Source organism: Geoanaerobacter pelophilus (genome assembly GCF_018476885.1).
GTDB classification, from domain to species: Bacteria; Desulfobacterota; Desulfuromonadia; order Geobacterales; family DSM-12255; genus Geoanaerobacter; species Geoanaerobacter pelophilus.
Window position 1 is genome coordinate 482,429 of the sequence record NZ_JAHCVJ010000002.1, and the last position, 24,504, is coordinate 506,932.

Annotated in this window: 20 protein-coding genes; 7 read left to right on the forward strand and 13 right to left on the reverse strand. The window is 55.3% G+C overall.

Going from position 1 to position 24,504, the window contains the following annotated elements:
- Position 1: 1 nt before the first annotated feature.
- The 7 genes from KI809_RS07680 to KI809_RS07710 all read right to left on the reverse strand — a co-directional run bounded on the left by KI809_RS07680 (position 2) and on the right by KI809_RS07710 (position 6,429).
- The gene (locus KI809_RS07680; protein ID WP_214170947.1) at positions 2 to 1,654 is read right to left on the reverse strand and encodes a methyl-accepting chemotaxis protein; all 1,653 of its coding nucleotides are present in this window, start codon (positions 1,652 to 1,654) and stop codon (positions 2 to 4) included.
- Between the two features lie 307 nt (positions 1,655 to 1,961).
- Positions 1,962 to 3,353 carry a sigma-54-dependent transcriptional regulator gene (locus KI809_RS07685; protein WP_337833290.1) on the reverse strand — a complete coding sequence of 464 codons (1,392 nt, stop codon included), beginning with the start codon at positions 3,351 to 3,353 and terminating at the stop codon, positions 1,962 to 1,964.
- A gap of 66 nt (positions 3,354 to 3,419) precedes the next feature.
- On the reverse strand, positions 3,420 to 3,869 hold the full coding sequence (locus KI809_RS07690) for a thioredoxin family protein (protein WP_214170948.1): 450 nt from the start codon (positions 3,867 to 3,869) through the stop codon (positions 3,420 to 3,422).
- 27 nt (positions 3,870 to 3,896) lie between these two features.
- Positions 3,897 to 4,484, reverse strand: coding sequence for a hypothetical protein (locus KI809_RS07695; protein ID WP_214170949.1), 588 nt, complete (start codon positions 4,482 to 4,484; stop codon positions 3,897 to 3,899).
- A gap of 137 nt (positions 4,485 to 4,621) precedes the next feature.
- Positions 4,622 to 5,020: an Hsp20/alpha crystallin family protein gene (locus KI809_RS07700; protein ID WP_214170950.1), complete on the reverse strand. Its 399-nt coding sequence runs from the start codon at positions 5,018 to 5,020 to the stop codon at positions 4,622 to 4,624.
- Between the two features lie 48 nt (positions 5,021 to 5,068).
- Positions 5,069 to 5,518 (reverse strand): Hsp20/alpha crystallin family protein, encoded by a 450-nt coding sequence (locus KI809_RS07705; RefSeq protein WP_214170951.1) that lies wholly within the window; start codon positions 5,516 to 5,518, stop codon positions 5,069 to 5,071.
- A gap of 182 nt (positions 5,519 to 5,700) precedes the next feature.
- On the reverse strand, positions 5,701 to 6,429 hold the full coding sequence (locus KI809_RS07710; RefSeq protein WP_214170952.1) for a cytidylate kinase-like family protein: 729 nt from the start codon (positions 6,427 to 6,429) through the stop codon (positions 5,701 to 5,703).
- A gap of 192 nt (positions 6,430 to 6,621) precedes the next feature.
- On the opposite strand from KI809_RS07710, the gene rd reads away from it, so the two are divergent.
- The gene (gene rd, locus KI809_RS07715) at positions 6,622 to 6,783 is read left to right on the forward strand and encodes a rubredoxin (protein WP_214170953.1); all 162 of its coding nucleotides are present in this window, start codon (positions 6,622 to 6,624) and stop codon (positions 6,781 to 6,783) included.
- A 9-nt stretch (positions 6,784 to 6,792) separates the two neighbouring features.
- Here the strand turns inward: rd and KI809_RS07720 are convergent, their stop codons facing one another.
- Positions 6,793 to 8,778, reverse strand: a complete 1,986-nt coding sequence (locus KI809_RS07720; protein ID WP_214171066.1) for a monovalent cation:proton antiporter family protein — start codon at positions 8,776 to 8,778, stop codon at positions 6,793 to 6,795.
- A 95-nt stretch (positions 8,779 to 8,873) separates the two neighbouring features.
- Here KI809_RS07720 and KI809_RS07725 point away from each other — a divergent pair, with 95 nt between their 5' ends.
- The 5 genes from KI809_RS07725 to def all read left to right on the forward strand — a co-directional run bounded on the left by KI809_RS07725 (position 8,874) and on the right by def (position 13,722).
- Entirely contained in the window at positions 8,874 to 9,359 is a 486-nt protein-coding gene (locus tag KI809_RS07725) for a DUF3124 domain-containing protein (RefSeq protein ID WP_214170954.1), read from the forward strand.
- 8 nt (positions 9,360 to 9,367) lie between these two features.
- Positions 9,368 to 10,270 carry a LysR family transcriptional regulator gene (locus KI809_RS07730; RefSeq protein ID WP_214170955.1) on the forward strand — a complete coding sequence of 301 codons (903 nt, stop codon included), beginning with the start codon at positions 9,368 to 9,370 and terminating at the stop codon, positions 10,268 to 10,270.
- Between the two features lie 77 nt (positions 10,271 to 10,347).
- Positions 10,348 to 12,624: a DNA translocase FtsK gene (locus tag KI809_RS07735; RefSeq protein ID WP_214170956.1), complete on the forward strand. Its 2,277-nt coding sequence runs from the start codon at positions 10,348 to 10,350 to the stop codon at positions 12,622 to 12,624.
- A gap of 20 nt (positions 12,625 to 12,644) precedes the next feature.
- Complete coding sequence (locus tag KI809_RS07740) at positions 12,645 to 13,211, forward strand: glycine cleavage system transcriptional repressor (RefSeq protein WP_214170957.1); 567 nt, start codon at positions 12,645 to 12,647, stop codon at positions 13,209 to 13,211.
- A gap of 4 nt (positions 13,212 to 13,215) precedes the next feature.
- Positions 13,216 to 13,722 carry a peptide deformylase gene (gene def, locus KI809_RS07745; RefSeq protein WP_214170958.1) on the forward strand — a complete coding sequence of 169 codons (507 nt, stop codon included), beginning with the start codon at positions 13,216 to 13,218 and terminating at the stop codon, positions 13,720 to 13,722.
- A gap of 14 nt (positions 13,723 to 13,736) precedes the next feature.
- Here the strand turns inward: def and KI809_RS07750 are convergent, their stop codons facing one another.
- The 5 genes from KI809_RS07750 to KI809_RS07770 all read right to left on the reverse strand — a co-directional run bounded on the left by KI809_RS07750 (position 13,737) and on the right by KI809_RS07770 (position 24,058).
- Positions 13,737 to 16,367 (reverse strand): PocR ligand-binding domain-containing protein, encoded by a 2,631-nt coding sequence (locus KI809_RS07750; protein WP_214170959.1) that lies wholly within the window; start codon positions 16,365 to 16,367, stop codon positions 13,737 to 13,739.
- Between the two features lie 202 nt (positions 16,368 to 16,569).
- The gene (locus KI809_RS07755) at positions 16,570 to 18,684 is read right to left on the reverse strand and encodes an ATP-binding response regulator (RefSeq protein ID WP_214170960.1); all 2,115 of its coding nucleotides are present in this window, start codon (positions 18,682 to 18,684) and stop codon (positions 16,570 to 16,572) included.
- Positions 18,681 to 21,011 (reverse strand): ATP-binding protein, encoded by a 2,331-nt coding sequence (locus KI809_RS07760; RefSeq protein WP_214170961.1) that lies wholly within the window; start codon positions 21,009 to 21,011, stop codon positions 18,681 to 18,683. Before KI809_RS07760 ends, KI809_RS07755 begins: the two co-directional genes overlap by 4 nt.
- Entirely contained in the window at positions 21,008 to 21,892 is an 885-nt protein-coding gene (locus KI809_RS07765; protein ID WP_214170962.1) for an ABC transporter substrate-binding protein, read from the reverse strand. Before KI809_RS07765 ends, KI809_RS07760 begins: the two co-directional genes overlap by 4 nt.
- 180 nt (positions 21,893 to 22,072) lie before the next feature.
- Positions 22,073 to 24,058 carry a TonB-dependent receptor plug domain-containing protein gene (locus tag KI809_RS07770; protein ID WP_214170963.1) on the reverse strand — a complete coding sequence of 662 codons (1,986 nt, stop codon included), beginning with the start codon at positions 24,056 to 24,058 and terminating at the stop codon, positions 22,073 to 22,075.
- Positions 24,059 to 24,267: 209 nt separating this feature from the next.
- On the opposite strand from KI809_RS07770, the gene KI809_RS07775 reads away from it, so the two are divergent.
- Positions 24,268 to 24,429, forward strand: coding sequence for a hypothetical protein (locus KI809_RS07775; RefSeq protein WP_214170964.1), 162 nt, complete (start codon positions 24,268 to 24,270; stop codon positions 24,427 to 24,429).
- Positions 24,430 to 24,504: the final 75 nt, after the last annotated feature.

The following is a 24,504-nucleotide window of genomic DNA, read 5'->3' on the forward strand; positions in this document are numbered from 1 at the left end:
ATCACGCTGCAAGCTTGAACTGCTCCACCTGTGAGCGCAGCTCTTCGGCCAAACGAGCCAGTTCGGCAGCAGCGGCTGACGATTCCTGAGAGCCGTTAGCCGTCAACTGGACAACGGATGCAATCTGCTGAATGTTATTGGTTATCTCACCGGTTGTTGCGGTCTGCTCTTCGGCTGCAGTAGCTATCTGGTTGACCTGCATCGAGAGTGAGCCAATCTGGTCAAGAATGTTCTGGAGGGCTGCGCTGGACCGTGCGGCCTCAGAGGTGCCGGTTTCCACCTCCCTAACCCCTTCAACCATTGACTGTACTGCGCCGCGGGTCTCCTGCTGAATGGTCTTTATAGTTTGGGCAATCTGCTTGGTTGCGCTGGTGGTCCTTTCGGCCAGGGCTCGCACTTCATCGGCTACGACAGCAAAACCCCGTCCCTGCTCTCCTGCCCTTGCAGCTTCGATTGCGGCATTCAACGCCAGCAGGTTGGTCTGGTCGGCAATATCTTCTATGGTCCCGATGATCTCGCCGATCTCTTCGGAGCGTGCTCCAAGGGTCTCCACCTTTTGAGCCGACTCCTTGACCCGGTCGGAGATAAGGCTCATTACGGAGATGGTGTGCTGCACGATCTCGGCACTGGTCAGGGCAGCCTCGTTGACCTTGCCGGCATTGTCGGCTGCAACATGGCAGTTGCGGGCAATGTCCGATGTTGTTGCCGCCATTTCATCACTGGCAGTGGCAACGGTCTGGGTCTGTGCGGCAACCTGCTCAGTGCCTGTGGCGATCTGTTCTGAGGTTGAATGCAGCTGATTGGCGGCAGAAGCGACCTCAATCCCGTTTTGAGCAACAAGGGCAATGGTATGATTCAGTTTTTCCGCCATCAGATTAACTTCAACTGCAAGAAGACCCATTTCATCTTTGGTGTTTATCTGACAGCGGGTACTGAGATCGCCGGCAGCCAGGTTTTTCATGGCGGCAAATACCATGTTCAATGGACCTGTCACAGAACTGGCAATAAAAAGACCGAGCAGGAACGCCCCGATGACCGAGGCGGCAATAATGCCAAGCGTTACGGCGAAGGAGCGTTTATATGTGGCGCTGTAGGCTGAGAACATCGCCGCCCCCTGCTTGACGTTCTCAGCAACAAGTGTGGCAACAGTCTCAGCAGGCTTGTTATAGAGAGGGGCGACAACGCCAGTGCCATATTTGATGGCATCGGAGAGGGCGCTCCCACTGCCGGCGGCATGCGCGGCAAGCAGCATCTCACCCAGCTTGGTACCTGTCATTACGTACTGGTCAAAACCGTCCTTAAAGGAGATTATCGCCTCAGCTTCACGGGCATCGAGCTTAAATGTCTGGAATTTTTTCAAAGATTCCCTGACTGCAGAGGTTTTAGCAGAAAAGTCTAGCCACTTCTCCCTAAGCTTTACCTCATCTTTGAGTGCCATCATGTAGACAAGATCGAGCCGCATGGCGAGAAAATCGCTCTTCATCTGGCCCAGCAGTGCAGTCTGCTCCATGCTGCTGTTAGACTCCGCCAAGCTGTGGTTGGCATTACGCATTCCCATCAGTCCTTGCGAGCCTACAACTGTCAGCGCCAAACAAGCAGATGTCACCAGAACCATCAGCTTTGTTCCGACCTTGAAATCACTCCATTTTTTCATCTCTTCCCCCATTGTGTCTGTTTTTAGTCCGGATACTATTGGACTGCCACTGGTTTTTGCAGAATATTGGACTGCAGAACTTTGGACGAAACAGATGCAGCACAGAGGATGCCGATCGGCCGCTACAGAGAAAACATCAGAAGATTAATGGGTTATACCCTGCAAGACGCATACACTCCCGTGTCAACATCGTTGCCGAGACATGCAGCCAAGAGAAACAACATATTAGATATCAGCATGTTAGGAGATGAGAGTATCTGCAACAACGTTGCTCAAGCAACAAAGTTGACAAGGGTGACGCGCAGCATCAACGCTCTTTTTTGCGATTGAGCATTTTGTTCAGACCTTGGCGGGTGATTCCCAAATAACGGGCGGCAACACCCTGGTTGCCGTCAGCCAACTGCAGGGCCTTGCTAACCAGAGCTTCCTCTGCTTCCTTGAGAGTCGGCATCCGGTCGCCGGCAACCGGGATGAGGGCGAGCGTCTCTTCATGAGAAAAGGATTCAGCTCCCAAACCTTTTCCCATGGCATTTACGAAACTTTCCTTGGGGAGCGAGCCGTGCTTATGCCTGGCAACGGCATCATATGCCATAGACTTCAGTTCACGGACATTGCCTGGAAAGGCATAGGTATTCAGGTAGTGATACAATTCTGGAGTAATGGCCGGCTTCGGCTTGTTCATAGTTGTCGCAGCCTCATCCAGAAAATAGTCCAGCAACAATGGGATATCCTCCTTGCGTCTGGCAAGAGGGGGGAGTTGGACTTGGTGGGTACAAAGCCGGTAAAAAAGGTCCTGGCGGAAACGACCTTCCTTGACCATGACGGTGAGGTCCCGGTTTGTTGCTGCAACAACCCTGGCGCTGCTCTTACGAGGGGCATCAGAGCCAAGGGGAAAATACTCCTGTTCCTGTAGCAACCGCAACAACCTGACTTGAGAAGAATCCGTCAGTTCACCGATTTCGTCAAGAAACAGGGTGCCATTGGCAGCCTGGGTTATCATCCCTTCCCGCAGTCGATCGGCGCCAGTGTATGCGCCTTTGAGGTGCCCGAAAAGCGTGTCCGAGAACATCTGGTCATCCAGCCCACCCAGGTTCAAGGGGACGAATTGCCCTTTTCTGCCGCTTGCCTTGTGTATGGCACCTGCGACGAGCTCCTTACCGGTTCCGGTCTGGCCGCTGATCAGTATCGGCTGACTGCTTGGCGAGATCGCTTCAATATATTGAAAAATCCTGGTCATCCCAGGGTCGTTGGTTATTATGGCACGGAAAGCCTCTTTGTGGAGGAGTTTGCCATCAAGGATTCGATCCCTGAGCGCCGCAACTTCGCAGCGGAGTTCCTTTGTCTCCAAAGCCTTTTTCGCGATGATCTCCAGCTCTGTCAGATCTCTCACCGGCTTTGAAATAAAATCGAACGCCCCCATTTTTACCGCCCTGATGGCATCAGCAATGACCCCGATTCCCGAAATCACAATCACCGGAGTTTCAAGACTCTCTTCCTTCACTAGCGAGAGCAGGGCAAACCCGTCAAGCTCGGGCATGCGGAGGTCGGTAAACACTATGTCTGGCCGGTGCTGCCTGAAAAGGTCCAACCCTTCATAGCCATTAGCCGCCTTCAGAACCCGGTAGCCACAGTCTTCAAAAAAAGCGGCAAAGCTGCTAAGAACCGCTGGCTCGTCATCAATGATCAGTATAGTATTCACGACATTCCCATGGATTGAATAGATGTTATATCACTTAGGTCCAGCCTGCTCTGTCAGGCATCGTTTTTAGCCGCTCTTCGCTTGATGCTGCCTGAACCAGGCGATTACCGCCTCAGCTGACTGGGCACCACCAAGTTCTGCCACGGCCTTTCCGTTGCGGATGAGCACCATGACTGGAATTCCCCGTACCGCAAACCTCACCGGCAACAGGCTGTTTTCCTGGGTATTCACCTGAACGACCGCTGTTGTGCCTGCCAGTTTCTCCGCAACTGTTCGCACCGCCGGTGCGAATGAGGTGCAGTGCGGTCACCAGGGAGCCCAGAACTCGGCCAGGATGGGACCGGGAAAGTTTTTGACGAAACTGTCGAAAGTCTTGTCTGAGAGTTGTTGCGGTCGCCAGTAAAGCTGTGGCAGGGGGCTTTTACAGCTGCCGCAACGACCTGTTACCCCTTCCTTATCGGCCGGAATACTATTGGCTGTGCCACAGGACGGGCAGTGAACCAGATAACTCACCATACGCGCCTCGCTCGACCTCAAATATAGTTATTTGATTTTATCATATTCCTTGCGCAATCTCTCCAGCCCCTTACTGTAACTTTCGGCATCGCCGAATTCAAAAAACCGCGGGTAACGGTCATGGGCCGCCTTGATCCTGCGGGCATGTTTGATCGGGCACCAGTACTGTTCAGTGCGTGCCGCAATTTCCCGGGCATAGGCAAACAGGCCGTTACCGTAGGAGCAGTAGAAACAGTTGAATTTTTCGATGACATTCAAATACGGGAGGTCTTCGCGGTCAAAAACCAGATATTCGCCGCGCTTCACCTTGGGGATGCCGTAGATGGGGAAGCAAAACGCCTGATAGAGGGAAAGAAACAAATCCAGCATTCCGAACGGGATGAACCCAAAGTAGATGATTGGCGCGGTGATGATATTGAGTGGCCGGGACTGCAACAGGTAGTGGACCAGACCGGTTTTGAGGCGCTTTTGCTGGCGAGCCACTTCTTCGGCAAAGCGAACCCGCTTTTTTTCAATACTAAATTGAAACTCTTCGCGCTTCTGCTTAAGCTCGGCTTCCAGCTCCTCTTCCAGCTCTTTTATGCGGCGGATCAGCTCATCAATCTGATGGGGCATCTGGCCCTCCATAACTCGACTGCTTTTGATGAGCCAGATTGACAGAACTGGCACTGACAAGCAATGTAATTAAACCTGCCCGGCCAATAAGTAAGGGCCGCACAAGGCGGCCCCAGGTAGCGTTGATTTTTGATACTCTAGCCGACCTTGACTTCAATCTTCCTCGGCTTGGCAACTTCAGCCTTGGGCACCCGCAGAGTCAGAATGCCGTTGGTGAACTCGGCCTTGGCCTTTTCGTGGTCAAGACTCTCGGGAATTGAAAACTGCCGGTAGTATGAAGCCAGTTCGAATTCCGTGTAATCCGGCCGACCGGGCATGTTGTGGTTGACCGGCGCGCTGATGGTCAGAATCCCTTTCTCCACATTCACATCCAGAGCATCTTTGATTGCACCGGGAAGATCTGCAGTCAGGGTGAGCCCTTCCTCGGTCTCAATGATATTTACCGCAGGCTTGATATATTTTTCGCTAGACCGCGTCTCTTCACGGCTTTGTACAGCTCTTTCCTCATTCTTTTCAGTGATTCCGTGCGCTGCCATAATCCATTACCCCCTTTCTGCTTTAAGCAATCATGTTAAAGATATTTTTCAGGCTGGCCTGATGTCGATCTTCTTCGGCTTGGCATGTTCGGCCTTGGCCATGGTGACCGTCATGATGCCGTCCCTGCACTCGGCAGAGATGTTGTTCGGATCGATATCGGCCGGCAATTCCAGAGTACGGGAAAACTTGCCGGAACCAAGCTCCGAGCGGTGTACGATCTGGCCCTGCTGTTCGACAAACGGCTTCCGCTCTCCGCTGATGGTGACGGTATTGCGTAGTACCGAGAGGTCGATCTCCTTGGGATCGACGCCGGGCACCAGCGCTTCCACATAAATGTGCCCTTCATCTTCACTGAAGTTGACCAGCGGGAATCGGCGAGCAGTTGCCGGCGAAAGTACAGCTGTGCCAAACGGCCGGTTTAATCCTGCTCCACGAAACGCCTCATCGATCTCCCTTCTAAGGTTGTCCAATTCTCTGAATACATCCCAGCTTGCCATGTGGATTACCTCCTTTCTTTTCTGACTTTCTGTCAAAAAAATAAGTACGATTTTGTTATTGTCAAGAGAAAGGGTGACTGGCGCAAAACTATGCAATTACGCATAGTTACAGGCATGAGCCAAAAATAGATATACGCAGGGGAGTATTACAGGGCAGATCTGCGTCCGCTAGGCAACGCCGGTTATTTCAAGCCGCCGCAGGCACGCAGCTCATTTTCGAGGTAACAGGCGATCATGCAGGCCATCTTTTCTGGTGAATTCCGGTCATTGTTGAACAGAACGTCGTATAAAGCGGGGTTGTGGTCATCCTGGCTCAAAAAATCCCTGGTGAAGCGGTCCCGCTGCCGCTGTTGCCGCTCGATCAGCTTCTCGGCCTCTTCCGGCTCGATTTCCAGCCTTTGGGAAATACTGGCAACCTTGAAATCCATTGAACCGTAGACCCGGAAGTGGTAGGAGTGCTCAATGTGGCGGGTGATGATGGCCCCACCCAGCTCAAGGATGATGACATTGCCCTGCTCCGCCAGCGAGATCACATGACGGCACAATAACTGAAAATACTCGTTATCGCTTTTCCATTCCGGGGAAAAGGTCGAGAGGACCTCTTCCAGAATCCGGTTTCTTTTACCCAGCCCCTTCAACAGCTCTTCCGAAATGTTGTGGCGCTTTGCCACCTCTTCCAGAACCGCCTTGTCTATGATCACCCACGGTTCCCCGGTCCTCTGAATCATCATCTCGCACAGTTTCTCGGACAACGGGTATCCTTCACAGCCGAACTCCCTGGATAGGGTGACGCATGGCCGGGGCTTCTGTTTCCTGTCATTCCTGAAGGCCTTTTCCTTCTGCCTGCGGTTGTACTCCTCCAAGGCACCGACTCTCAGATCAACGGACGGGATCAATAGGTTTTCAGGCATGCATTTTCTCCAGATGAGGATGATTTAGGTAAATAGCAGCAACAGGCAAACGTGTTCAACGGGCAGCTTACCTCCCTGATAAAACTTTTCCTCCAGAGCTGTTGCTGCAAAGTGGCCGCACTCTGGTATATTCTAACAGAAACCAGCATGTTTGTTGGTAAGCGTAAATTCCCCATGAAAAGGAGTTGCCCAATGCAAAAGTATGTCTGCACCATCTGTCAGTATATCTACGATCCCGAGCTTGGCGACGCCGGCAGCGGCATTGCTCCAGGAACCGCTTTTGAAGAGCTCCCTGATGGCTGGGTCTGCCCGGTGTGCGGCGTCGGCAAGGAGATGTTTGAGCCGGCTGACTGAGCCGCCGGCTTATCGCTTCGGGGGCGAGAACAGCCGACCGGCTGCAGCCAGCTGTTCCGGGGTACCCAGCAGCAATAGCACATCGCCCGGTAGCAACTCCCATACCGGGTCAGGATTGGGAATAACCTCCTGCTCTCTCTTGATGACGAGCACCGTTGCTCCGGACAGGCTGCGGATCGTTCCCTTGCTGAGGCTCTCCCCTGCCAGTTGCGATCCTGCCCGAACCTTGAATGTGGCGATTTCAGCCCCGGAAAGATAACCACTGATCCCCACAGCGTGGCTGTGCCTGCGGCTCATGGCGCGCAGCATGCCGTAACCGTCGCGCCGTACCTCGGCGACGTGCTGTTCGATTTCGTCCTGCGGGACAAGCAAGGTCCGGAGCACCCGGGACAGGATCTCCACCGAGGTCTCAAACTCTTCCGGGATCACCTCATTCACCCCAAGACGGTACAGCGGTTCAACTTCCAGCAGATAGCGGGTCCGGGCAATGATATGGATGGCCGGATTCAGCTGCCGCGCCTGAGCGGCAATGCGCCGGCTGGCGGCGGCATCGGAGACGGCAATGACTAGGGTCTTGGCCTGAATTATCGCGGCATGTTCCAGGACCTCAGGTTGCGAGGCATCGCCGAAGATAATTTTCTCCCCCTTTTTCCGTTCACTGCTGATGGTGAAAGGGTTGGTATCTATGATGAGATGGGGGAGAGCCAGATGCTTGAGCACCTTTGACAGGTTGCGGCCATTCAGCCCATAACCGGCAATAATGACATGGTCCGACAACCTGACTCGCTTTTCCCGTCCCACCAGCGAGTTATTGCCCCTGGTAAGCCAGGCAGGAAGCTGTTTGGTAGCGAGCGCTGCCAGCGGCGCTGCCAGGCGCAGGCAGAGCGGGGTCAGGGCCATGGTAGCGATGGATGCGGCGAGAAAAAGCTGGTAAACATCTGCCGAGATAAGACCGTGCTTGAGTCCGCTTTGAGAGAGGACAAAGGAGAACTCACCGATCTGGGCCAGTGCCAGCCCTGAAAAAATGGCAATGCGCAGGGGAAGGCCTATCGCCCGTGCGGCTGCTGTGGACCCTAGGAACTTGACCAGGACAATCGTTGTGACAATACCGACGACCAGCACCGGGTATTTCAAAAGCACTGCCGGATCGAGCAACATGCCGACCGAGAGAAAAAACAGGCTCATAAAGGCGTCGCGAAACGGGATAATGTCACCCAGCACCTGCTGACTGTATTCGGATTCCGAGATCGCCAGACCGGCGATGAATGCCCCAAGGGCCAGTGACAACCCGGCCTCGGCAGTGAGCCATGCCGTGCCGAAGCCGATAAAAATGACGGTCAGGATGAACAATTCCCGGCTACGGGCATTGACCACCTGGCGTAAAATCCATGGGACCAGGTAGCGGGCGCCATAGTGGGCAACCGCCACCACAGCGACCGCTTTGAGCAAAATCAGCAGCACGCCTCCGGGACCTTGGCCATTGCCGGCCAGCAGGGGGGTCACCAGCATCAGCGGCACCACGCAGAGATCCTGGAAAATGAGGATGCCGAGGGTGGTTTTGCCATGAGGCGCATCCATTTCACCGGCATCGATCAACAGCTTCATGATGATGGCCGTGCTGGAAAGCGCCACCAGAAAGCCGAAAAAGACCGCCTGATTGACCGGATACCCCCAGGCGACACTGATTGCAGTTATGGCGACAATGGTAAGGCTAACCTGCAGGCCTCCCCCGAGGAAGACCATCTGCCGGATTCGCATCAGCTCTTTGAGTGAGAACTCGATGCCGATGGTGAACAGCAGGAGCACCACCCCAATCTCGGCCATCTGCTCGACCTGATGGCTGCTCTTGACCAGGCCCAGGGCATGCGGCCCGGCAATCATGCCGGCGGCCAGAAAACCGATGATCGAGGGGAGCGCCAGCCGCCGGACCAGCAAAACAGTCAGGATGGCTAAACCGAAAAGGATTTCGAGGTCGAAGAGCACGTCCATTTTCAGGTTCCGATTAAATTTTGTTATGGTAGGATCATGGGCAGTCTGCCCGGAATTAAATCATTACTGTATTGAATATACCGTAAACCAAGGAGTTCGCCATGATCGCCAGAAACACCCCGCACCTACTCCTGCTCCTCGTGCTTCTAGTCGGCTCAATGCTGCCGGATCCCAGTTGGGGATCGCCGACGGAGATACGCCTTGCCAAGGGGCAAACCGTGTACGTTCCGGTCTACTCCAATGTTTACAGCGGCCCGAAGAAAAACCCGTTTCATCTGGCAGCCATGCTCAGTATCCGCAATACCGATATGACGGCATCGTTTCGCGTCACGACAATCGATTATTACGACAATGACGGCAGGCTTGTCAGGAGGCACCTCGACCGGCCGCTAACCCTCGGTCCGTTGGGAACAACCCATGTGTACGTCGAGGAAAAGGACACCAGCGGCGGTTTCGGGGCCAATTTCATCGTCAGATGGACTGCTGATAAGGTCATCAATGCGCCGGTGATCGAGTGCGTGATGATCGGCGCCACCAGCGGCCAGGGGATTTCATTCGTCAGCCCCGGGCAGGAGATCCGGGAATAGGATGGCATATGAACATCAAGCAGCTTGAGGTTTTGGTGGCCATTGCCGAAAGTGGCAGCTTTTCCAAGGGGGCGGAGGCGACCTGCATTACGCAGTCCACGGCCAGCCAGCATATTGCCGCACTGGAACTGTCAGCCGGGGTCAAGTTGCTCGATCGAACCGGCCGGGGCGCAGTGCCGACTGAGGCGGGCAAGACACTGCTGATAAGCGCCAAGCAGGTGCTGGCAGCCCTCAGGAATACCGAACAGGCGATGCGCCGGTTCCGCAGGGGAGAGCATGTTGAACTGCGGGTTGCCGGCAGCAGCATCCCCGGCACCTATCTGCTCCCTGAAGTCGTCGTCGCTTTGCGTAAGCAGGCTCCGGGAATAACGGTCTGCGCCGAGATTCGCGACAGCAACGAAGCACTGCTATTACTCAAAGAGGAATCAGTGGAGCTGGCGATTGTCGGTATTGTTCCCGATGACCGGTTCTTCGAGTCAGAAGTAGTAGGCAGCGACACCATGCGCTTGGTCGTAAAACAAGGCCACCATTGGGGTGAGCAACGCCGGATTGCTCTTGCCGAGCTGAAATCAGAGTTTCTGGTAGCCAGGGAACAGGGCTCAGGAACCGGCCGAGCGGTTGCCGCTCTGTTGCGCAGTGCCGGAGTGAGTGAAAAGGAACTTAAAATCGGCGCGGTTTTTTCAAGCAGCGAAGCAGTCAAACAGGCGGTTCTGGCCGGATGCGGCCCGGCCTTTCTCTCAGAGTTCGCCGTAGCCGGGGAACTGGCCAATGGTGAACTGGCAGCCGTGGATGTCGATAATATCGATCTTAAGCGGAGTTTTTCCCTGGTCTGGCGTCGGGGGCGCTCTCTATCGCCGGCTGCCGAGATGTTCCGCGCGGCATTGCGTGAAAAGATGCAGGAGCGGAGATGATTGTGCGCGCCTTTCTTTTGTGGTACTAATTCTCAGATTGTCGACACAACTCTCAACACCTTATTTATAGGACTTTCATGGACGACCAAGCCCCGAAAAAGGATAAGCTGACCAGCGAGATCAAAGGGATGCTGCTTGGCGCCGCTGGTCTGTTTGTACTGGTGGCACTGATTTCGTTCAACGCCGACGACCTTTCCTTCAATACCTTCTCCACCGAAAGCGGTGTCCATAACTTCGGCGGCAGGTTGGGGGCCCAGGTGGCTGACCTGCTGCTCCAGTTCTTTGGCGTGGCCGGCTATATCATTGCCGGCGCCATGCTCTATACCGCATACCGCCTGCTCCGCTTCAAAGAGCTTAAGATAACGGTGTACAAGGTCATTGCCTTCTTTGGCCTGATGGTTTCGGTGTCGGCCCTGTTCGCCTTCAATATCGAATTTACCACCCTGTTCGGCCAGCGCGTTCCGACCGGCGGGGCCATTGGTTACAAAACCGCCGCCATGCTCAAGGGGCTGCTGGGGGTTGCCGGGGCGCTGCTGTTGCTGCTGCCGGTTCTGGCCGCTTCGATCACTATCATGTCGCGCTTCTCTTTTGTCCTGTTCGCTGACTGGTGGATCAATGCCATGGGAGATCGCTGGGCACGGTACCGCGAGAAAAAGGCCCTGAACCGGGAGATCATGAAAGATACCAGGGCCAAGGATCCCGACAAGCCCGAACCGGTGATCAAGCCGGTTCAGGTAAACATCCCGGTGCCGCCGAAATCGGTAAAGAAGGAAAAACAGGAGTCCGACAAGCTAAAACCCCAGCAGGAGCTGTTCGAATTCGCCAAGAGCGAGGATGGTTTCCGTACCCCGCCGCTGTCGCTGCTTGATGCTCCGCAGGCGAGCAACCGCAAGGTGGACAAGGAAGTGCTTACCATGAACGCCCGGTTGCTGGAGAAAAAACTCCGCGATTTCGGCGTGGATGGTGAAGTGGTGGAGATCTGTCCCGGCCCGGTGGTCACCATGTACGAATTCGCTCCGGGACCGGGGATCAAGGTCAGCAAGATCGCCGGGCTGGCCGATGACCTCTCCATGGCGCTCCAGGCGCTCTCCATCCGGATCGTCGCGCCGATTCCGGGCAAAGGGGTGGTCGGCATCGAGCTGCCCAACCGCGACCGGGAGATGGTGGCGCTCAAGGAAATCTTCACCAGCGAGGATTTCCAGAAGGGGAAATACAAGCTGCCGCTGGCTCTGGGAAAAGATATCGCCGGTCTGCCACTGGTGACCGACCTGGCCAAGATGCCGCACCTGCTGGTGGCCGGCGCCACCGGTTCCGGCAAATCGGTCTCGATCAACACCATGATCCTGTCGCTCCTCTACACCTACACGCCGAAGGATGTCCGGATCATCATGGTCGATCCCAAGATGCTGGAGCTTTCGGTCTATGACGGCATCCCCCATCTGCTGCTGCCGGTAGTGACCAACCCGAAGAAGGCGTCCATCTCGCTCCGCTGGGCAGTGGAGGAGATGGGGCGGCGTTATCGCCTCATGGCCGACAAAGGGGTCCGGAATATCGACTCCTACAACAAGACCCTGGAAAAGCAGGAAAAAGAGATCGAAGAGCTCAAGGCCCAGGATATCGTCGTTGTTGACGAGGTCGTGGAACCGGAGACCGATGATGCCGCCATCCAGGCCTTTCTCGACAAGGAAGAAGAGCTGGAGCACGGTCACCTGCCGTACATTGTCGTCATTGTCGACGAACTGGCCGACCTGATGATGGTGGCCGGCCGGGAGATCGAAGAGTCGATTGCACGGCTGGCCCAGATGGCCCGCGCCGCCGGCATCCACCTGATTCTTGCCACCCAGCGACCGTCGGTGGATGTCATCACCGGCCTGATCAAAGCCAACTTCCCGGCCAGGGTCTCATTCCAGGTATCGAGCAAGATTGACTCGCGCACCATCCTCGACTGCAACGGCGCGGAATCGCTCCTTGGAGCGGGCGACATGCTGTTCCTGCCGCCAGGCACCTCCAAGCTGCAACGGAGCCACGGCGCCTTTGTCTCCGATGCCGAAGTGCAGCGGGTAGTCGATTTCCTCAAGAAGCAGGGGAAACCGATTTACGATAAACGAATCCTCGAAGTGAAAGTCGGTGACGACAAGAGCAGCAGTGACGATGAAGAGCTCGACGAACGCTACGACGACGCCGTAGCCCTGGTGGCCGAGGCCAAGCAAGCCTCAATCTCCATGATCCAGCGCCGCCTGCGGATCGGCTACAACCGGGCGGCGAGAATCATCGAGAAGATGGAACAGGAAGGGATCGTCGGCCCCTCCGACGGCACCAGTAAGCCGCGGGAAGTGTTTATCAACAAGCTGTAGTTCCAGAGGGAGTAACGCTTATGACCCATTGTCGCAAGGAAAACCTGGTTCATTTCGCCGTGACCATTATCAGCAAGGATCGGCCCGGGATTGTGGCCGATGTTACCGAAGTGCTGTTTCGCCTGGGCTGCAACATCGAGGATTCGAGCTGCACCATGCTCGGCGGCGATTTTGCCATGATCCTGATTGTTTCCCACGAAAAGCCGTTCACCAAGGCAAAACTGGTTGACGAATTCAAGGAGCTGCATGAGCGGACCGGCCTGGTCACCTATGTCCGCACCCTCTCGGAGGCAGAGATCTGCCCGATCAAGGAGGAGGGGGAGTTGTGCCTGATTTCGGTGTACGGCTCTGATCAGCCCGGGATCGTCTACCGGGTCACCAGGGTGCTGGCCGATCATCGGGTCAACATCGCCGACCTGAATACCAAGCTGATCGGCACGGTCGAAGAACCGGTCTATGTGCTGATGCTGGAGGCTACCCTGCCGGACGGGGTTACCATCGACACGGTATCCGGCCTGCTGGAAAATCTGCGGAAGGAGTTGAAGGTGGAGATTACCGTGCGTAGCATCACGCCGGTCGCCCTCTGATCACATGCCCAGCCAGAAGATACTGCTATACCCCCATCCGATCCTGAAGAAGATGGCTCGCGCCGTGGAGACCGTTGATGACGAAATCAAGGGGCTGTTGGAGGACCTGATCGACACCATGCGCGAAGGCCCCGGCTCAGTCGGGGTTGCTGCCCCGCAGATCGGGGTTTCCCTGCGGGTCTGCGTGGTGGATGTCTCCAACAGCAAGCTCGGCAAAGAGAACAACCATGGCCTGCTGGCCCTGATCAACCCGGAGATTGTTGAGCGCGACGGGGAAGCGTTTATGCGGGAAGGGTGCATGAGCGTGCCGGACTATACCGGTGATGTGGCCCGATCGACCAGGGTTGTCATCCGTTACCTCAACGAGCAAGGTATCGCATGTGAGCTGGAGGCAACCGGATTCGAGGCGGTTGCCCTGCAGCATGAAATGGACCACCTGGACGGGGTTCTGTTTCTCGATCGTATCGCTTCGATCAAGACCGGTCTTTTCCGGAGGAAAAGCTACCGATAGCCACTCCTGGCATGTCAGGATTTGAGGGTGAAGAAAAAGGTCGCCCCCTTGTCGGGCGTCGCCTCTGCCCAGATTTTCCCGCCATGTTTTTCAATAATCCGCTGCACTGTTGCCAGACCGATACCGATCCCTTCGAACTCCTCTACTGAGTGAAGGCGGCAGAAAGGGACGAACAGGTTTTTACTCCCCTCCATGTCAAACCCTGCCCCATTGTCCCTGACGAAATAGACATGCTCTGTGCCTGTGCCGGCCTGCCCGAATTCGACAACAGCCTTTTGTGTCTTTTCCGTGTATTTGATGGCATTGCCCAAGAGATTCCTCATGCAGATTTCCAGCATATCTGGGTCTCCGAGGACAACAATCCCCTGGCAGATGTTTTGCTCAATGCTGCGCCGGCTACTGTCCTCAAGCAGTTCGTTCATTACCTGCACTGCTATCTCGGAGAGATTGACCGGCATTAGCGTGATCTCGGCACGAGACAGGCGATTGAGGGTCAACAAGCTGTCGATGACCGTACGAAGGCGGTTGCTGGCTGTTTCAATCCGCTCGGCGCAGTAAACAAGCAGCTCGGGGTCCGGGTTATCGGCAATCTCTTTTATGGTACTGCTGAACCCGGCCAACCTGGCAATAGGCGCCCGAATCTCATGGGAAATCGAGTAACAGAAGCTCTCAAGTTCAATGTTCATCCGCTCAAGTTCAGCGGTTCTCACCGCTACCCGCTGCTCCAGCTCCGAATTCAGGAGATGCAGTTCCGTTTCCATCTGCTTGCGCTCGGCGATGAACCGCGCCTGCTGCACATTCTGATAAGCTGTTGTGGAGAGCTGATTGGCCAGGGTGAAAAGGGCACCGGCAACAGCCTCGAACTGTTGCTGCGACATGGCAGGGACTTCGCGAAACGCTGCGATCAACTCCTGTTCGTCGGCGCCGATCTCTCGGGCATACTCACGCATCCGCTCCTCGGTCTGCGTTTCGTCGCGCACCTGGCCGATGAGCCAGTTGGCGATATGCCGACCGCCGACCGAAATACCGGCGCCGGCGTCCCACAGGCCGCCACTCATGCATGGCTGGATTGCCGGGCCATTGTGAGAAAGGCGCCCCAGCATTGCGTCGGATTTATAGCAGTTTGCCAGCCCCTTCTCTGTTTGACGAATAATGTCGATGCACAGTCGGCAGAAACCGCTCGGTTGCGTAATCGGAGTGCCGTCCGGATAGGTGATTATCGAAGCTACCCCGGTAGCCTTGGCAAATTCATCCTGCAACCTCTGGATATCGCTCAGATTGAACAGGTCTTCAAAATCAATGCTCCAGTTTTCGTCCAGAGGCCTGGTCAGCGACATAATCCGTCGCTCAAGCGCCGCCTCAACCTGCTTGCGCTCGGTAATGTCGTGCACCATGCCGGTGGACTTGATGATTTGCCCAGCGCTGTCGCAGACATGGAAACAGCGCTCCAGCACCACCCGGACCTCCCCTGATTTCTCCCGGATGATCCGGTGCTCGATCTCATAACTGCTGTTGCCGGCAGCAACCGATTCTAAATATGCCGATTTGACCAGCGCCCGGTCTTCCGGGTGAACCATGGCGAGAAAAGCATCATAAGTCGGCTCGATCGATTGCGGCTCAAGGCCGACAATGCGGAACACCTCGTCAGACCAGGAAAGTTTGTCGGTTGCGAGGTCGTGCGACCAGGATCCGACATGGGAGATCTCCTCGGCCAGCCGCAGCAGTTCTTCACTCTCGACAACCCCTGCGACCATCTGCCGGATCTCTTCGTGGGTCTCCTTGAGCCTAGCGGTCATGATGTTGAATAATTGGGTCAGGGAACCGATTTCGTCAGTTGCGTTTACCGCCAATACCTGGTCAAGGTTGCCGTCGATTATGGTCTCAACGCCTCGCTTCAACTGCTTTATCGGACGGGCGATGGTCAACGCGAGGGCAACGCCGAGCAGGCCAATTAACAAGGAGATGATTGCTCCGGCAATCCCCAACGTTTTCATCAATCGGTTCTGGCCTTGGTTCAGCACCTCCTTGTACGTCTGCAGTTCGTCTTCGTAAGCACTTGAGCCGATTACCCAGTCGAGAGGCTCGTAATAGGCGAGCTGTGCTATTTTCCATCGCGGTTGCAGCTCTCCAGGATTCTGCCAGCGGTAGCGCTCAGAGGCAAACTCTTCCGGCTTTAAGGCAATCGCCTTGGCGATAATGCTCTTGATAACCGGTCGGCCGTCAGAGTCCTTGGTCTCCCAGATGTTTTCCCCGTCGCGTTCGCCTTTCTGGGAGATGACATAGCTCCCCCGGTTCGAGCCCTTGCCTTTCAGTAGATAGACATAGCCGGTCTTCCCCAACTTAATACTCAGTATCCGTCGGCGAACATGGGCGGCTATTGCCTGTTCATCGCTTACCTTGAGCGGCCTATTCAAGCGCTCCAGGGCGGCTTCATGCTGGGTTCTGACGAGGTTGTACACCCCTTCGGTGACATGATTGAAATCTGAGGTGATCAGCTTGTCCACTTCGGATTGTGCCAGCGAGTTATATTGATTGCTTTGCCACAATGCCAACAGGACCAGGGCGGTAGCAGTGACAAGAACACTGCCGGCGCCAAGCATGGCGATTTTGACGCTCAGCCTGAGATTTTTTAATCCGGTGAACATGGCGATCCGATAAATGAAAGTTGAACAATCAGCTAAAGTTTCTCTCCGATAAGGGTTATGTCAAGGGCAATCCGACAGAGGTGAAGCTGATGCCGGAAATGGGCGCATCAGTCAAGCATGCACAAAAAAACGCCCCGTGGTTCCGGGGCGCTCAGGCACTGCAAATATTGGTTTTTCTGGATTGACGTTAGCAATCACTCTTTCAACTGTCGCCATCCAAGGCCCTGCGTACGGTTTTGGCAAGGCTCCCGGTAGTATAAGGTTTCATGATAAACTCACGGATCCCGGCTTCTCTTGCCTCTTCCGCATTGACAAACTCGGTAAAACCCGAACACATGATGATCGGAATATCCGGACGAACAGCTAAAAGCTCCCTGGCCAACTCCCGACCGGTCAGACCCGGCATGGTCATATCAGTGATCACCAGATCGTACGCCAAAGGTTGCGCTTTGAAGCACTCCAGGGTTTCAATGCTGTTGGTTCCAGCGGCGACCTGATAGCCAAGGGGTTGCAGCATCTCCTTAGCCATGTCGGCAAGGAGCTGTTCATCGTCAACGAAAAGGATCCGTTCATCCCCTGTGGGCAGCGAGGTCGCTGTCTCGACAACCACCTGTTCCGTCTTCTCCTTGGCCTTTGGGAGATATATCTTAAATCGGGCCCCGTGACCCGGCTCACTGTAGACGGAAATTGCCCCCCCATGGCCCTGGACGATACCCAGTGTTACCGAAAGTCCAAGGCCGGTGCCTTCGCCCGGTTTCTTCGTCGTGAAGTACGGGTCAAAGATCCGGGCGACGGTCGAGGAGTCCATCCCTTGGCCGGTGTCGCTCACCGTCAGGACAAGATGCGGTCCCGGCTTCAGGTCTGGATAGCGGGAGGCCAGCGAGGCATCCACCATTGTCTCATCCAGGCCGATTGCCAACACGCCCCCCTCGGCGCGCATCGCATGGGCAGCGTTGGTGCAGAGGTTCATCATCACCTGATGCAATTGGGTCGAATCAGCCAACACCATGCTATCCAGCGGGTCGATTTCGCTGGTAGTGCGGATGTCGATAGTAGACGGCAAAGTCGAGCGCAACAGGTTGAAAACTTCCTTGATGGTTTCTGCCAACAGTACCGGTTTGCGCTCCTGCTCCGCCTGCCTGCTGAAGGTCAAAATCTGTTTGACCAGATCAGTGGCACGGAAACCTGATTGCCGCACCCGTTCGATATTGCGCCGCGCCGGGTCATCGACCGGCATTTGATCTAGGGCCATTTCAGTATTGCCGACAATGGAGGTAAGGATATTATTGAAGTCGTAAGCGATACCAGCCGCCAGGGTGCCGATCGCTTCCATCTTCTGTGCCTGGCGCAGTTCATTTTCAAGTTTTTTGTTGGAGGTGATGTCGCGCCCTTCGGCGATCAACATCAGGAGCTGACCGTCATCGTTCATCAGCGGCTTCAGAGAAAAGTCGATGAAACTGATCTTGCCGGCCGCATCCCGATACTCGGCCTCGAAACGCATAATCTCGCCGGCAGCGGCCTCTGCCACGGCATTGCGAACTTTTGCCCGCTGTTCCTCGGAGTAAGACCACAACGGAGTCTCCCAGAAAGGTTTGCCAATGACTTCTGCCTCGTCGGCACCGCAAAAAGCCAGTGCGGTATGATTGGCCTCCAGCAACGACCCCTCAGGAGCCAGCAGTCCCATCAACTCAAAGGTCTGGTTGAATACTGCACGAAATTTTCTTTCGCTTTTGCCTAGCGCCAACTGGGTCTGCTGCAGCTCCGCAATCTTTTCTTCGAGCGCGGCAGCCTTTTCCTGAAGCTGTTCCTGGGCAGCTTGACGGTCGGCAATTTCCTGTTCCAGCTCACTATTGGCTATGGCCAGGTCAAGGGTCCGCTCGTAAACCTTTTTCTCCAGGGTTTCGTTTGCTTCACTCAGCCGGGAGGTCAGCTCTCTGAGCTGAAGATGCACAGCAATTCGGGCCAGCAGCTCTTCGCGATGAAAAGGCTTGGTAATGTAATCGACACCCCCTGCCTCAAGGCCTTTGACCTTATGCCCGGTTTCCGCCAAAGCAGTCATGAAGATCACCGGGATCTCCCGCGTGCTTCTCTGGGCCTTCAACCTGCGGCAGGTCTCAAAGCCGTCGATGCCAGGCATCATGACATCGAGCAGAATCAGGTCCGGCTTGGCATAGTCAGCCCGGGCAATAGCGCTCTCACCATCCTCGGCAACGAGGATGGTGTAATTGCACTCAGTCAGGCAATCCATAACAACGGCCAGATTGTTGGGATCGTCATCAACCGTCAGGATGACCTGTTTCTCTTTACCATTTATCATGATTCACCACCTCGATACTGTTCTACCAGCGCCAGGATCGCTTTTGACCTGAATCCTCCCGCCAACTCCCGCAACTTGGCAGCAAAAGATGCATAAGCGGCATTTTTCCGTTCCAGCTCAACGGCCCATTCAACAATCCGGGACATATCGCCCCTCAGAGCCAGATCATGCAGATTTTCCAGCTCCTGAGGCGAAGGAACTGCAAAGGGAGCATCATCCTTGTCAGCATCCCTGACGCTGGCCCTCAGCCATTCAGGCTTCTCTGTTTGCCACTCGATCCCGAGCAAGTCGCCGATCTTCTCTAACAAGAGGTCAATGCGGACCGGTTTCACCACGAAGGCGTCGCACACCGCCACAAACTCTTCCTTGTCAACACTCTCTGTCACCGTTGCCGAGGCTCCGATTATCTTGGTGGCAGCCAGCTCTGGTTTTCGCCTCATTGCGGTGACCGCTTCCAGGCCATCCATTTCCGGCATCACCAGATCAATCAGCACCAGATCCGGCCGACGCTCCTCAACCCGCTGTAACGCCTCCAGACCGTTCCTGGCCGTATCAATTTCGAAGCCAAGCGGCTCCAACAGCGAAACGAATAGTGCAGCATTGCCGATATTGTCATCAACGACCAGAATATGCTTCGGATCGCCCCGATAGCCGGTGACATGCAACTCTGCAGCTGCCAATGGCGCATCATCATCCATGATCGACGGCAATTCCACCTCGATGCAGAAATTGCTGCCGCGGCCCGGCTCGCTCTCCACAGTGATTCGGCCATGCATCAGCGCCAGCAGGCGTTTGGTAATGTTCAGCCCCAGGCCGGTCCCTTCGCGGATTTTCCGATCTGCCGGCAACTGGTAGAACGGCTCGAAAACCGCTTCCAGCTTATCAGGAGGGATACCGATCCCGGTATCCTCTATTTCGCAGCGAAACACCCCTTCGCCAGCGATGTCATAACTGACACGCATTTTGACATTGCCGCGGTTCGTATACTTTACCGCATTGGAAAGCAGGTTGAGCAGGATCTGCCGGAGTTTGCGCTCATCTCCCCGCACATAAGAGGGCAGCGGCGTGTCGGCCAGATAATCGAACCCCAGTTCTTTCTCTTCGGCATTAAGCTTGGTTAGGTTAAAGACCTGTCTCAATAAAGCCGGCAAATCAAAGGTGACGGCCTCAATCTCCATCTTGTCCGCTTCGATCTTCCCCACATCCAGGATGTCGTTGATCAGCGTCAGCAAATGCTCGCCGCTGCTATGCATGATTTCCAGCTGCTGCCGCTGGGGCTCTGTCATATTTTTCTGGCGCTTGAGGATCTGGGCATACCCCAGGATGGCATTGAGCGGCGTCCGTAGTTCATGGCTCATGCTGGAGAGAAAATCACTCTTGGCGCGGTTGGCAGCCTCGGCCTGCTCCTTGGCCAGTTTCAACTCCACATTGGTCGCTTGCAGCTCGGTATTGGCCGTTGAAAAGGCGTCGGTAAGGTGATTGACCCCTTCGATCAGGTCACGCCATTCCCCCTGGAACTGCTCCGCACTGCTCCGTACTGCCAGATTTCCGGCCTGCACTCCGCTGATAATGGTCTCGGTTTCCCGGAGCACCTGGCGAATTGTATTCTTCATGCTGAAAAAAGCCAACGCCAGGGCGCCCAGCTCATCGGTCCGTTCGATTTCGATATTACGGCTCAGGTCGCCGCGGGCAATATCATTGGCAACGGCCACGATTCGCGCCAAAGGTCGGGTAGCCATGCTTATCAACACATAGACCAGGATCGAGCCCAACAACGTAAAGAACGCCGCCAGCCCCAACCCTTGAACAACCAGTTTCTGCTCGGTCTGACGCATTGACTTTTTTGAGAAGCCGAGCCTGATCCAGCCGATATTCTGCAGCACCTTTTCCGACATTTCGCCGCTGCCGATAAAAGCCAGTTCGTCCTTGGCCTTGACCGCATTGATCGGCGCAAAGAACAGGAAATAATCGTCTCCCTCCACCATGGAGACCGGGGCATTATGACTGACCTCCGGCGCCTTGGTCGCTGCCGGTGCCCCGTCGTGCAGCAGAACCTGGTGATTGGCATCGTAAAAAGTTACTGAAGATACTTCGGAATTGGCTTTAAGAAAGGCAACCGCGTTGGCTATCTGCTCCTGGTTGAGCGAGAGAAGCGGCAGTTCGCCGGTTTTCGTGGCAAGAGTGGTTATGGTTTCAGCTCGCTTGAGGATTTCGCTTCTGATGATCCGTTTTTCGATGCGAAGCGACTCGTAGGTGTAGCTGAGGGAGATCAGCACCAGCACAGGGATTACAAACAGGAGTGCCTTCGTTCTGAAGGACATCCTCATGGGAAGGTCCTTTTGGCGGTCTTCACCATCTGTTCGGGGAGGGTGATCTTCATGCGTCGGGCGGTATCGGTATTCAGGTACAGCTCGAACCGTTTACCCGGCGCTGGGGCAAACTGGCCGATGTTGACCCCATGCAACGCCTTGGTGGCGTATTCGCCGATGGTTTTGCCCACGCCTATCATATCGACAACCAGGGCCAGAAGCGCCCCCTGCTTGACATGCTTTTCTGAAATCCCCAGCAGCGGAATCCCGCGGCGGAACGAAAGGAGATACGCCTCATCCATGGCCGCAGTGGTCAGCAACGAGGCGTCGGGGAGCAGCAGGATCGCATCCGCCTCATCCAACTGACGCACGGTGTTGACCAGTTCGTAGGGGGTTCTTACGCTATAGGACTCAAAGAGTGGAATCCGCTCGCGGGCCAGGATACTCAGCTGCTCACGGCTCCCGACCACGGCGATCCGCTTGATGGTCTGCAGATGGTTTCTCAGTAGCTCGGCATATGGTCGCACCGGGGTAGCCAGGTAAAATCCGGTTGTATTGGGGCGATTCACCGCCGGCGGAGTGACCACAAGGTCGAAGATGACCGGAATAGAAGGCGGCAGCGTCATTGCTTCGCTAAGCGGCTCCTTGCCGAGCGCAATGACAACCTTGGCCTCTTCCCGTTCCACGATGCTCTTGAGCCGGCCTTTGACCTCTGCCGGCGAATAGACCCGCAGTGAGGCAGAAAGAGTTTTTTTGACCCCGGCAATAATATCCAGCGCCGGCTTCAGCTGAGTATCCCCAACCAGCACCACCTCGGCGGCACTGGCATTACCGGAGATGATAGCGGCAAACAACAAAGCAAAAACAAGACGAAAAATTCGGGGAGTTGAGCAGTTCATTATTCCAGGGATTCCATTCTCATTAGCTTCGCAACTGCGACCACCAATACGCGTAACAGCGCGAAATGTCAAGGCGATTTACATGAAAGGGCACCCACCGGTTCCATGCCTCATCGGCCGGGGAGCGCACAGAGAGGGGCTTTCTTAAAAGATGGCCTGCACCGAGGGCGACAATCGGGATCAGAATTTGAACCGTACCCCGCCTTCAACCCAGCGCTGGGGATTCTCATACAAATAATAGGTGTACGACGAGCCGCTGAACATGTTGTGGACAGTGCCGAAAATCTCCGCTGTCGTGGTATCGGTAAGCTGGAACCGCTTGGTGGCGGTCAGGTCCCAGATGAAGTTGTTGTATTTAGCTCCTTGCGCCGGTTGCGAGTTAACCAGGTTCCACCAGGTCTGCTGGCCGTAGAGATCGATATTCAGCGATTTCCGGTCATCGTAGCGGAGCCGCAACTGGGTCACGTAATTATCCTGCCCCGAAAGATCGGAATCCGGGCTGATCCGTACATAGCTAAATGCCGCTTTCAGCGACAAATAATAAAACGGAACAGTCTCAGCCCCCAGTTCGTACCCTTGCCGGGTGACTTTACCACCATTCACGGTGTAAACCATAATGGGCGACAGAACAGTTTGGGTCAGTTCGTCCTTCACGTCGTGCCGAAAATAGGTGGCTGAGAGGTTCAGGTAATCAAGGGCACCGGTCTCGATACCGGCCTGGTATGACCATACCTGCTCCGGCTTGAGATCCGGATTGGGGGTGAGCATCGGCCCGCCCCCCTGCATCTGTGTCAGCACTGGGGTTGTGAACCCCCTAGCCACCGAGGCCCTGGCCACGGTGCGGTCAGCCACTTTCCAGGCGAACCCCAGGCTCGGCGAGACAAAACCACCGGCAATATCGTTGTGGTCATAGCGAATGCCGGGGGTAACGCTTACCGGGCCAATGGTCACGGTGTCGTTGGCATAGACTGCCGAGCGGGTGATATCCGGGTAAACCGTGCTGTTGGCTGGAAGGCCGAGCGCCGCCGACAGGATCGGGCCGAATTGGGTGGTGACTTCTGTATCGCCGTTGCTCGCCTCTCCCCCGAGCACCGCGTTGTGGATGCCGCTGCTGTAGGTCAGGCGGATGTCGCCGCCTATGGTCTTGTCAGCTGACCTGTTGCCGTTATACAGCCGGTTCGACTGGATCATGGTCGAGGTGGAGTCATTTGCCAGCCTTATAGAATGAAGGTTGACATGCAGGCTCAGTTCATCGCTGAAGCGGTAAGCCGCCACGCTGTTAATGAAAAAAATGCTGGAGTCAAGACGCCCTTTCAGGTTTTCGCCAAACTTGAACGCCTTCGGCGGGGCATAGCTGATGTCCGGGTCCATGAAACCGGAGCTGACGGTCAGGGTCAAGTCGCTGGTCGGGGTAGCAGTCAGCTTGCCGAACAGGGTGTTTTTAAGGAGATGGTTAACGCGCAACCCCTGCGACTCCTGGCGACCGGCATGCAGATAGTACCCCACCGGCCCGGCCTTGCCCGACAGTTCACCGCCATAATCCAGCGATTTGGCCTCGCCGATAGAGCCGTACAGACCGCCTCGTGGCAGGACGGTATCGCCGGTCTCCTTGGTAATGATGTTGATCACCCCGCCGAGCGCCGAACCCCAGGCCGAGGAGGCGGCCCCTTTGACGATCTCGATCCGCTCGATGATCTGCAGCGGCACCTCAAATGTCATTGCGATGTCGCCGGAGAGGAGGTTAAGCGGCACACCGTCGATCTTGACCGCCACCTGGGTCGATTTGGATCCCTGGATATAGAGTCCGGAAGTAGTAACGAAATCTGGCTGGCCGAAATCGACGAACACCCCCGGCACCCGGCTCAGTACCTCATCCACCGAGTGGGCGTTCATCTTCTCGATCTCTTCAGCGGTGATCACCACCATGTTCTCCGCAGTCTGGGAGAGCGGCTTGTCGGTGCGGGTGGCGGATTCCACGATCAGGTCTTTTTCATCCCAGAAGAGTTGCAAGTCTTCCCTGGTGGTGGCCAAAGCCAGTTCAGCTTCAAGATGCGCCGGTTTCCTGGCCGCATCCGCAGGCAGGGCCAGTGCGAGCAACGACAATGCGCTGATCATTCCTTTACAGGATAAGAGCTTTATGTTGCATCGTTTATCGGTCTTTGCCATAGCGCCGCCTCGAATCATATTGTATACATCAAGCGATTAGTGCCTTTTAAAATACCGTGACACTCTGATTTGTCAAGGATTTCCAAGATATTGTCATCATTTTGCCATGATTATCTCTGCGGCGGCATTGTCTAAAGCACATACACTTTTCTGAATATTCAGTGATATAATGTTATCAGAAAGAAGTAGCTGAAAAGGAGGTAATGATCATGACAAGCATCGGCTGGGAATTTTACGGATTGAAATTCGGCATGCTGCTGACCATGCTCATTTCTGCCGGTTTGGTCGTGAGTGTCTGGCTCGGAGCCCATAAAACAATGGCAGAAAGAGGGCATATCGATACTATGGCAGGCGATGAGGGGGATGACTGATCAAGCCGAGAAGCAAAAGCATGTTTGCGTAAACTAAACGAAAGAAGGGCCGGTCTGAAGCCGGCCCTTCGATAT

Bases quoted from the DNA above. Each gene is read 5' to 3' on its own strand.
- KI809_RS07680 (WP_214170947.1), bottom strand. From the start codon at position 1,654: ATGAAAAAATGGAGTGATTTCAAGGTCGGAACAAAGCTGATGGTTCTG.
- KI809_RS07695 (WP_214170949.1), bottom strand. From the start codon at position 4,484: ATGCCCCATCAGATTGATGAGCTGATCCGCCGCATAAAAGAGCTGGAA.
- KI809_RS07700 (WP_214170950.1), bottom strand. From the start codon at position 5,020: ATGGCAGCGCACGGAATCACTGAAAAGAATGAGGAAAGAGCTGTACAA.
- KI809_RS07705 (WP_214170951.1), bottom strand. From the start codon at position 5,518: ATGGCAAGCTGGGATGTATTCAGAGAATTGGACAACCTTAGAAGGGAG.
- KI809_RS07710 (WP_214170952.1), bottom strand. From the start codon at position 6,429: ATGCCTGAAAACCTATTGATCCCGTCCGTTGATCTGAGAGTCGGTGCC.
- rd (WP_214170953.1), top strand. From the start codon at position 6,622: ATGCAAAAGTATGTCTGCACCATCTGTCAGTATATCTACGATCCCGAG.
- KI809_RS07725 (WP_214170954.1), top strand. From the start codon at position 8,874: ATGATCGCCAGAAACACCCCGCACCTACTCCTGCTCCTCGTGCTTCTA.
- KI809_RS07730 (WP_214170955.1), top strand. From the start codon at position 9,368: ATGAACATCAAGCAGCTTGAGGTTTTGGTGGCCATTGCCGAAAGTGGC.
- KI809_RS07735 (WP_214170956.1), top strand. From the start codon at position 10,348: ATGGACGACCAAGCCCCGAAAAAGGATAAGCTGACCAGCGAGATCAAA.
- KI809_RS07740 (WP_214170957.1), top strand. From the start codon at position 12,645: ATGACCCATTGTCGCAAGGAAAACCTGGTTCATTTCGCCGTGACCATT.
- def (WP_214170958.1), top strand. From the start codon at position 13,216: ATGCCCAGCCAGAAGATACTGCTATACCCCCATCCGATCCTGAAGAAG.
- KI809_RS07750 (WP_214170959.1), bottom strand. From the start codon at position 16,367: ATGTTCACCGGATTAAAAAATCTCAGGCTGAGCGTCAAAATCGCCATG.
- KI809_RS07755 (WP_214170960.1), bottom strand. From the start codon at position 18,684: ATGATAAATGGTAAAGAGAAACAGGTCATCCTGACGGTTGATGACGAT.
- KI809_RS07760 (WP_214170961.1), bottom strand. From the start codon at position 21,011: ATGAGGATGTCCTTCAGAACGAAGGCACTCCTGTTTGTAATCCCTGTG.
- KI809_RS07765 (WP_214170962.1), bottom strand. From the start codon at position 21,892: ATGAACTGCTCAACTCCCCGAATTTTTCGTCTTGTTTTTGCTTTGTTG.
- KI809_RS07770 (WP_214170963.1), bottom strand. From the start codon at position 24,058: ATGGCAAAGACCGATAAACGATGCAACATAAAGCTCTTATCCTGTAAA.
- KI809_RS07775 (WP_214170964.1), top strand. From the start codon at position 24,268: ATGACAAGCATCGGCTGGGAATTTTACGGATTGAAATTCGGCATGCTG.